The organism is Streptomyces sp. NPDC001231 (assembly GCF_042896885.1).
Taxonomy (GTDB): Bacteria; Actinomycetota; Actinomycetes; order Streptomycetales; family Streptomycetaceae; genus Streptomyces.
The window spans coordinates 1-9,071 of the sequence record NZ_JBIAXS010000066.1 but is presented as its reverse complement, the minus strand read 5'-3'; the positions used below and the strand labels follow the sequence as shown (position 1 = coordinate 9,071).

Genomic DNA, 9,071 nt, shown 5'->3' with positions numbered 1-9,071 from the left:
GCTACGAACGCAAGGCAGAGCACTTCCTTGCCTTCACCAGCATCGCCTGCACCCTCATCTGCTACCGCCGACTCGCCAAATGAGATGACCTCTTAAGGGTCGCCCGGTCGCCGTATTCGACCGTCACGTCGGCGCTCTGCGGATAGGTGCCCGGCTGCGTATGCGGGACGAGGACGTTGAAGGTCAGCTGGTCGGGTGGCTCGGCATCGTAGTTGCGTTCCCCCTCGAACCCCACCTCTATACCGGCGACGGTCACGCTGCTGTGCCCCGATCCGTCCAGCAGCTCCGTCTTGCTGAAGTAGATGCCGGCGAGCTTGATGGTGAGCGTGTCGCACGGTTTTGCCTCGCGGTCGCCGCCCACGTCCACGGAGACGATCCGGAATTTGCAGGCATCCGTGCCACCGCCACGCTTCGAAGCTTTCAACTTCGTGGTGGCCGAAGGGTGTTGCCGGTGGAACTGCAGGACACCGCCGAGTACGGCGTAGGCGGCGCGGCCCTTGCAGCTGGTCAGTTTGCCTTGGACCGCGGCGAAGTCGGCGGCCGCCCTGCCCCAGTTGCCGCCCTGGCCCTGAACGGCCTGGCAGGCCTGGGCGAGCCCGCGGACCACCTGCCAGTAGGGATCGATGGGTTCGTTCGGGGATTCGTCCGGGATTTTCTTAGCGGTCTTCTGGCACTCCTCCGGGCGCTCACCCAGGTCGTCGTAGACACTCTCCGGATCCGGCGACTGGTTGGTGTTGGGTGAGTGCGGGCCGGGCGGGAGCCAGCCGGGGCCCTCTATGTGGCCGCGGACACGGCCGCCCGAACTGCCGGAGCCGCCAGAGGAGCCCGACCCGCCCGACCCACCGTTCCCGCCGTCACCGTCCCGGGGCTGCCATGAGGGCGTGCCGCCGCCCGAGCCGCCCGTCCCGCCGCCGTCCTGCCCGCCGCTCGACACTTCACCCGCGACGCTCGAGCCTCCACTGCCTCCGGCGCCCGACGACCCGCCCCCGTCCCCGCCGCCACCGCACGCCGTGACCGTCGTGATCACCAACGCCCCGGCGACGAACAACCCCATCACCGCACCCCGAGTGAAACCACCATGACACCCCCGATGTCATCCCCCCGGGGCGTGCCGTGCTCGACTGGTGGCCGTGGGCGGTCCCGGGACAGGTTCCCCCATCATGGGACCGCCCGCCGCCGACGGGAGGGTCTTTCTGCCAAGCAGCGACGGCAGTGGCTAACCGTTGCTCAGGAGGGAAATCCAGTAGCACCTTGCAGGACCGGCTGCGGTCAGCGGTTATCGCGAACGCCGACTCGGCCTCCCGCAAAGGGACCACCGCACCGACCAGACTGACGAACGACGGCTCCGCCGCAAGCAGCGCCAGCGTCGTCGAACTCCGCGTCAAAGCGGAACGCCCCGGCAGTTCGATCTCCCGGCTGACCAGGAGGTTGCCTTGCCCGCGAAGGGGATCTGCCTCGACGGCAGCATGCCGAGCTGCACCACGAGTCTCGTCACCGGGCCCACAAAGCATGGATCGGGCTCTACACCAAGGACCCCTGCCGTCGTCGTCCAGTTCACCACCGAGGACGACGAAGGCAGTCAGCGAACCCTGCGCAAGTAGGTCGTCACCGGGAGGTCATCACCGAGCCCGGCGACCCGCTATAGAAGCAAGGCGCCGACGACCGGACCACTCCCGGCGAGCCTCGCAAGAGGCTTCCTCACCCCGCTAGCCGAAGAAGATCGCCGCCACGAAGCCCTGAAAGCTACCGACGGGTTACTTGTTCCCTGGCAACAGCCCTGCACCCGTCCCGTCGACCTGCTTGAGAGGGGGAACGGACGTCGGACGCGGAACAGCAGGCATCCGTCAACGGATGAGTGATCCGAGAACTGGCGCAAGGCCTCGTGACTTCGCTACCAGTCCACCGAGGTCCAGAGGAGTCTCCATGTAGAGGCGGAAGGTCCCGTAGGGGTTGATGTTCGACCAGAACAGCGCGGTCAGGCCGCGCCGGTCCTCGTCGCTGATCCTCGGTGCCCAGGCCGGTTCGGCGAGGACCTGCTGCAGTCGCAGCGTCTTGCGCCGTCCTCGCCGACCCGTGCTGATCTGTTACGCGTCGGATCCGCTCGAATGTGCACCGGTGCCTGCTGCGGCGGACCGTTCTTCGGCTGTCATCTCCGAAAGGGTCTTCGGGATCTCTTCGATGCCCCAGTCCTTGCCGCCGTCATCCAGTCCGTGCGACGTGTAGGCACCGAAGGGATCGCTATGTGCGAGGATTTCGTGTGCCGCTTGAGCCACGTTGTTCAGTTCTACGGCACAGTCGGACAGATTGAGTTCCCTCAGTCGCTGGTCGACGTATGCGAACCAGGCATTCCGGTCCGACACCACGAAATCCCAGCGGCCTGTGATGCTGATACGCTCCGCCGCGTCCGGAATTTCTTCGACATCGCTTTCACCATCCACATATTCCTCGTCATCGAACACGTCGGAGAACGGGCTGCCCCAGCCCGAGGAATCGAACGTCTCGCTGGAGTAGCGCACCGCCGCGAGCCGCACCTTTTCGATGACGTCAACGGCCCGCTCGGGCGAGACATCCTGCCCGGACATGACCTCCGCATGCTCGGTCAGAGCTGCCACGAGATCGTTCAACGCGTCGGAAATACTCATGGTGTTCTGCTGTCTCTCGTCTGTTCCCGTATGAGTGGTGAGGCCGGAGGGCCCGGTCGAAGGAAACGGCCGGGCCCTCCTCAACACTGTCCCGTCACCAGTTGTAGTGGCGGGTGTGCGAGATTCTTCCTTGTTTGTTGAAGTAATCGACATGGACGTGGTTGCCCGACGAGCACACGCCACGGTACCGGCAGCGCCCGCCCACGCGGGCGTCGCGCTTGGCGGCGTCGACGGCAGCTTGCTTCGACTTGAACTTCGTCGGCGTGCGCAGGTCGCTCCACCCCCGCTTCTTGGGGATCCGACGAGCGCAGTTGTGGACGAGCGCCGACTGGCCGTCGGCTGCCACGAAGTAGGTGTGGCTTCCGGCAACGGTCAGGTTGTAGACGGTGCGGATCTCCTGCGTGCGGCTGGTGGCGGTGACCGTGGGGACCGGCCCTCGCGGGTTGATCAAGCGTTCCCCGGGGCGCAGCTCGGACGCGTCGACCCAGCCTCGGCCCTGAGCGTAGAAGGGATGGCCGGCCGTAGCTGTGATCTTCTGGGAACGCCCGTCACCGTCGGCGTCCACGGACAGGGTGACCAGGTCCTTGGTCCCGTCACCGATGATGACATCAGTGACGGGAGAGACGGTGAGTTCGCCCGTCACCTCGTCCGCCGCGAACACGTGATCGCCGATCTTCACCTCGCTGATGGGCTTGGTGCTCCCATCGGCCATCACGATCGGGGTCTCGGGAAGGAAGGAGTTGCGACGGCAGGCGCGGGCGATGGTCCGTGCGGCGCGGATGGCCCGGTAGCCGCGGTAGGCGCGGTAGCCCCAGGCGGCGGCCCCGAGGCCGGGGATGAAGCCGGCCGCGGTGAGGGCGATGTCCCACTTGTTGCGCCAGGCCCAGCTCTTGGTCTTCTTGAACGCCTTCTTCCAGCTCCACTTGCCGTCGAGGTCGGTGCAGTTGACAGGATCGGCGGTGCAGTACTCGTAGGCGTTGGCGTTGCCGCCCTGGACAGGGTCGACGGACAGGAAGCGGCCGGTGGCCGGGTTGTACTGGCGTACGCCCATGAGGGTGTAGCCGGCGACGGTCTCGCTGGAGCGCTGCTTGCCGCCGAGCCAGCCGTAGCGGACGGCGTTCTGGTTGCTGCGGGGGTTGCCGTACTCGTCGGTGTCCAGGACGATCGGGGACTCTCCCGCGTTGAGCGGGAGTTGCAGGGCGATGTCGCCGTGGATGTCGCTGAACTGGAGCACGATGTCGCCAGTGGCGCTGGTGATCGCACCGAGGTCTCCGGAGAGGGAGTCCACGTTGCGGGTCAGGGCACCGGTGGCGGTGTTCTCGATGATCCAGCGGGGGTTGTCGTTGTCGCCGTCGTAGTGGTTGCGCTTGTTCTCCGTCGGTGACCAGGTGCCCCCGCTGTTGGTCTCCACCGTCCAGGAACGGAAGCGCAGGTTGGCGTCGAGCTGCCAGGTCTGGCGCTTGTTGTTCGCGGTCTGCTGGTGGGCGAGGTCGTTGGCGTAGTAGCCGACGCTCACCCCGCCGGGCAGGGCGGTGGTGCGGCCGAACGCGTCGTAGGCGTAGCCACTGTCGGTGATGCGGTCGGCGCTGTCATAGGTGTGGGTCTTGGCAGTGCCTCCGGTGAGGGGACAGTCCTGGCCGGGAGCCGAGGCAGCAGTGGTCACCGAGGTGCGGTTGCTGTGCTTGTCGAAACCGTAGACCCGGCGGGTGCAGACGGTCTCCACGGTGTCCTCGACGGTGGTGAGGCGGCCGATCGCGTCGTAGTGGTAGGTCTGGTCGGACCATCCGGCGTGCGTGATGGTCTGGCCGTGGACGGACTCGGTGACCGCGTCGGACATCACGACGGTTCCGTCGCTGTCACGGGTATAGGTGCGGTCGACCGGAGAGCCGGTGGTGTCCTCGGTGACGGTGAGGGTGTAGCCGCCGGACAGCTTCTCGGTGGCCACCGAGCCGTCGGCGTCGTAGGTGGCGGAGAAGGAACCGGCGACCGAGTCGGTGGTTTTCGTAGCCAGGCCGCGCGGCTCGACGGTGTGATCGTAGGTATAGGTGACGGTGGACGGGACTGTGTCGGTGATCTTGACCGGGCGGTCGAGCAGGTCGTACTCGGTGCTGGTTCTTCCGCCGTCGGCGTCGGTGTAGGCGATGAGGCGGCCGAGCTTGTCGTGGACCCGGGTGATGGTTCCGCCGGTGGCGGAAACGGTCTTTGCCTCCTTGCCGGTGGCCGGGTCGTACTCGGTGGTGACCTCCGGCACCGCCTGTCCGACCCCGCCGGTGACCTTCACCGTGGTCGGGCGACCGGCGTTGTCGTAGGACGTGGTGGTGGTGCGGGTGACGCCGTTGGCGGTCTCGGTGCTCCTGGCCGAGTTGCCCCACCAGTCGTACTCGGTGGTGGTGGTCGGCAGCTGCGCCGGGTTGGAGCCGCCACCGGTGATCGCTCCGCCCGGTCCGACCGAGCAGACCAAGTCGGCCCACTCGGGCCGCCCGGCGCAGGTGCCGGTGCCGGTGGCGGACCAGTAGGTGGTGACGACCGTGCCTGCGTCCGTTCCGGTGCTGCCGGTGTTCATGGTCTTGACGACCCGGCCCTGGGCGTCGTATTCGGTCTTGGTGGTGATGGCCAAGCCGCCCGGATCCTGAATGGACTGGGTCGGCAGGCCTCTGGCCCAGTCGTACGCCGTCTGGACGGTCCGGGTTTCCCCTTGGACAGACGGGTGCTCGCGCACCTGCGCACCCTTGGTGACCTTGGTGACCTGATCCCTGACCTTGGCAGTGCCGTCGGTCGGCCGCCCAGCGTCGTACTCGTTGACCGTCCAGCTGCGGGCGGTCACCGAGGCACCCGCAGGCACGAGGGTGGTGGTGCCGGACTTCAGGTCTGCGGTGAGTTCGACCCGGCGCAGCGGGCCGAACTCCTCCAACTCCCGGGTCCCGGTCTCGTTGTACACCGAGCGGGTGGCCAGCAGGTCGGCGCGCTCCGCCGCCGTCATCTGGGCAATGCCCAGGTCGGCCTGGACAGCCCGGTCGCCGACCGTGAGTCCGAGGGCGACGGCCCGGTTGGCCGCTGACAGTTCACGGACGGTGTTGCCGAAGCGGTCGTATTCGGTGGTGGTGATGTATCCGCCCGGGCTGGCGGAGTTCACCTCACGGCCGGATACACCCAGGTAGTGCACCTCGGCCCGCCGGTAGGCGGCCGCGGTCAGCGAGCCGCCGGAGTGCGAGGACGGCACGGCGTCGGCCGGGAAGACCGCGGTCGCGTCCGTCGGCGCGTCGAGCTGACCCCACGCCTTCACATCGGAGGCGCCCATCTTGTTCGGGGCGGCGGTGCCGGTCAGCGGCACGTCGTAGACGATGCTGGTGGCGGCCGTGCCCTCTTCGACATCGGCGGTGCCCTGCTTCAGCCCCGCGCGGGTGGCCTTGAGCAGCATGCCGTCACCGGCGGTGGCGGTGTTGCCGGCCTTGCCGTAGGTGAAGGTCCAGGGCAGTTCGCCGGGCGGGGTGAACTTGACGACGCGGCCCGCGCTGTCGTACTCGTACGTGGTCTTGAGCGTGGGAGAGATGCGCGGGTTCCAGGTCTCGCGCAGCCGCCCCTGTGTGTCGTAGGCGTACGACTGGATGGCGAGGACCTTGGAGCTGGCCGCTCCGGGCTCCGTGGCCCACAGGCGGATGGACTTGACCCGGCCGACCACATCACCGAACGCGGTGTCCGTGGCGGTGGTGGTCAGCGGGTACAGGTATTCCAGGACCCGGCAGCCCTTGGTCGCCGGATCCGCGGCGCAGTCCGCGGCGGTCACGGCCGAGGTGGGCGCGATGACCCACTTGGGCCGGGCGACGTCCTTGCCGTTGTAGGTGGTCTTCTGCGAGATCACCGTGGTGGTGGAGTTGGACAGTCCGTCCAGCAGGGTGCTGGAAACCTGCCAGGTCGGCACGGCCGGATCGGGCTTGGTGAACTCCGTGACCGTGCCCTCGGTGTCGGAGAGCGTGAAGCTGCCGCTCACGCTGCCCTTGAGGGTCAGATCCTCCGAACCCGGCTCCGGAATCCAACCCGTCTTGGCCGCGTTCGCGGTGAAGTGGGTCTCCTCACCGTCGGAGTCGACCACGGCGACGGCCGTGTCGGAGATCCTGCGGATGTGGGAGTAGTCGGAGTCCGTCAGCTCGGCGGTCGCACCCGACACCCACTCCTTGCCGAAGATCGGCGCCTGTCCCTCCTGAGCGGCCCCCTTGTCCGGGGTACGGGACGATGCGGTACGCGTGACGGACATGTCGAACGCGGAGGCATCCGTGGCCGACAGGGTGAAGTCGCCGGTCAGCATGTTCACCGTGCCGGGGCCCACACTCTGGCTCGCGGCGCCGTCGGCGTTGCGGTCGACGACGACGGTCAGCGGCTCGGTGCTGCCGGAGGCGTTGCTCGGGCCGGTGAAGTCGGCCTTGATCTGCACCGTACCGTCGGGGTCGACGGTGTCGGGGGCGTTCCACACCAGCGGGGCATTCTTGCCCCCGGTCATGGGCACGGGCCACGCGGTCAGCGGGGTGCCGCCGGAGGTGACGTGGCCGGTGGGGATCTTCACCCAGGTGTCGGCTTCGGAGCGGCGCCAGGAGAAGGAAACCGCGTTGTACTTGGTGCCGTCGGCCTCCGCGACGAGCGGGAGCCGGCGTGCGGTGCGTTCGCCATCGTTGGGCTGGATGAAGCCTCCGGGGCCGGCGTGGAAGGTGTACTCGGCAGCCTCGGACTTGTTGTCGGCCTTGTCCACGGCCCGCACCTGCAGGGTGTGGGTACCGTCCTTGGGCGGGGCGATGCTGAGGGCCTTGTTCGCGCTTGAGCCGCTCGTGGTCACCTTGGTCCAGGCCACGCCGTCCAGCGACCACTCGAGCCAGTTGTGGTCACCGCCGGTGGGCGGCGTGACGGTGAAGGTGCCGGCCTGGCCGGCACCCTTGACCCACTTGTCCGACGGATAGTCCGTGGAGACGATCTTCGTCGGGGCAGAGGGGGCCTTGGTGTCGACGGTGAACGTCTTCCAGGCCGACCAGCCGGTGTTGTAGTGCGTGCCGTCGTAGGGGCTGGTGCGGAACTTGTACGTCTTCCCCTCGGCCAGGACCCCGGCCGGGACGGTCACCGAGGCGACCTGCCCGGAGGGCACGTACTTCGAGACCAGGACGTTGCCGACCTGGGCGTTGGTGGCGGAGTCGAAGATCTGGAAGGTGCCGTTGACCTTGTCGCCGTCGGCGTCGACGAAGGTGTCGCGCAGGGTGGGCGTGGTGGTGTTGACGACGTAGTCGCCGCCGTAGGAGAAGTACGGCGGGCCGGCCTCCTGCTTGGTGCCAGTGCGCGGCCGGTAGTTGTAGTTGACCACCAGCTTCGGCGGGTTGGAGGCGGCGTTGGCGGAGTTGACGCGTTTCCACTGCGCCACAACCGACTCGTCGCTGGCGCGGATGCCCATGTGGCCGCGAGTGGCCTTGGCTGAGGCCCACTCCTGCGCCAGTGTGGTGATGTCGGCGTTGATCCAGCCCTTGGGCTGGGTGCTGGTGCACGACGGGTTGCCACGGGTCTCGGTGGAGGTGGCCTTCTTCGCCGTCATCGTCGGACGGTTGGTCCACCGGCTGGAGGTGGAGGCGGCGGGGGAGGACCACACCTCCCACGGGTACGCCTTGCAGTCGGTGTTGCCCGAGTGGAAGTTGTACAGCGACAGCTTCGCGTCCAGCACCAGCGCGTCCTGGATCGGCGTGGTGTTCCAGGAGATGAAGGTCTGCGCGGTGCGCGGGGTGCCGTCGGCGTTCTTGGTGCCGGGGTTGCCCCAGTCCAGCTCAGTGTCCGCCGACCAGTCGACGGTCTCGCCCTGCTGCACATACGTATCGAAGACGTTGGACAGCGAGGAGGTGGACGGGTCGATGGTGACCGGGTACTTGGTCTCCGGGTCGGCGAGGAAGTCGGCGTCCGGGGTGATCACCAGATCGACGGAGGCGCCCTTCTGAACCACCTTCAGGCCGACCCTGGCCTTGCGGGTGTGCTCACCGGAGCGTTCGTCGACGGTGGCGTCCCACATCACTGGCGCGGGCATGACAGCCCGCTTCTTGTTCTTCTTGTCGGTGAACAGCACACTGCCGTCGGCCAGTTGCTTCGCCTCCAGGCCCTTGGCCTTCAACGGCAGCGTGTAGGAGTAGCCGCCCGCATCACCGGTCTCGGGACGCTGCTTGAGCTCGACGTACTGCTCGAAGCCGGTCCTGGTGGCCTCCACGACCACGTCCGCGCCGGGTACGGCGTTGACGTACTCCGCCCGGGTGCCGTCCAGCTTCGGCTCGGGCAGGCCACCCTTCCACTGCAGAGTGATCTGCTGATCGCCCTCACCTAAGCTTGAATTTAAAGGTTCCCCCTCGGCCTTCAAGGTCGGGGGGTGTCTTGTTTGTGGGGGTGTTTGCCGACGGGGTGGCGGGGTGCGGGGCT

General features: G+C 67.5%; 2 protein-coding genes and 2 pseudogenes. All 4 read right to left on the bottom strand.

The annotated features are described in order from the left end of the window. Positions 1-817 precede the first annotated feature (817 nt). Positions 818-931: pseudogene (locus tag ACFY3J_RS38620) on the bottom strand (SH3 domain-containing protein); the annotation flags it as partial. Positions 932-1,235: 304 nt separating this feature from the next. Next, positions 1,236-1,486 (bottom strand): annotated as a pseudogene (locus ACFY3J_RS38615) (L-idonate 5-dehydrogenase); the annotation flags it as partial. A 598-nt stretch (positions 1,487-2,084) separates the two neighbouring features. Further along, the gene (locus ACFY3J_RS38610) at positions 2,085-2,642 is read right to left on the bottom strand and encodes a hypothetical protein (protein WP_384186265.1); all 558 of its coding nucleotides are present in this window, start codon (positions 2,640-2,642) and stop codon (positions 2,085-2,087) included. A 94-nt stretch (positions 2,643-2,736) separates the two neighbouring features. Beyond that, complete coding sequence (locus ACFY3J_RS38605; protein ID WP_390842875.1) at positions 2,737-9,012, bottom strand: polymorphic toxin-type HINT domain-containing protein; 6,276 nt, start codon at positions 9,010-9,012, stop codon at positions 2,737-2,739. Positions 9,013-9,071 lie beyond the last annotated feature (59 nt).

What these genes read in the sequence shown, in the direction of transcription:
- ACFY3J_RS38610 (WP_384186265.1), bottom strand. Translation starts at nt 2,642, where the DNA reads ATGAGTATTTCCGACGCGTTGAACGATCTCGTGGCAGCTCTGACCGAG.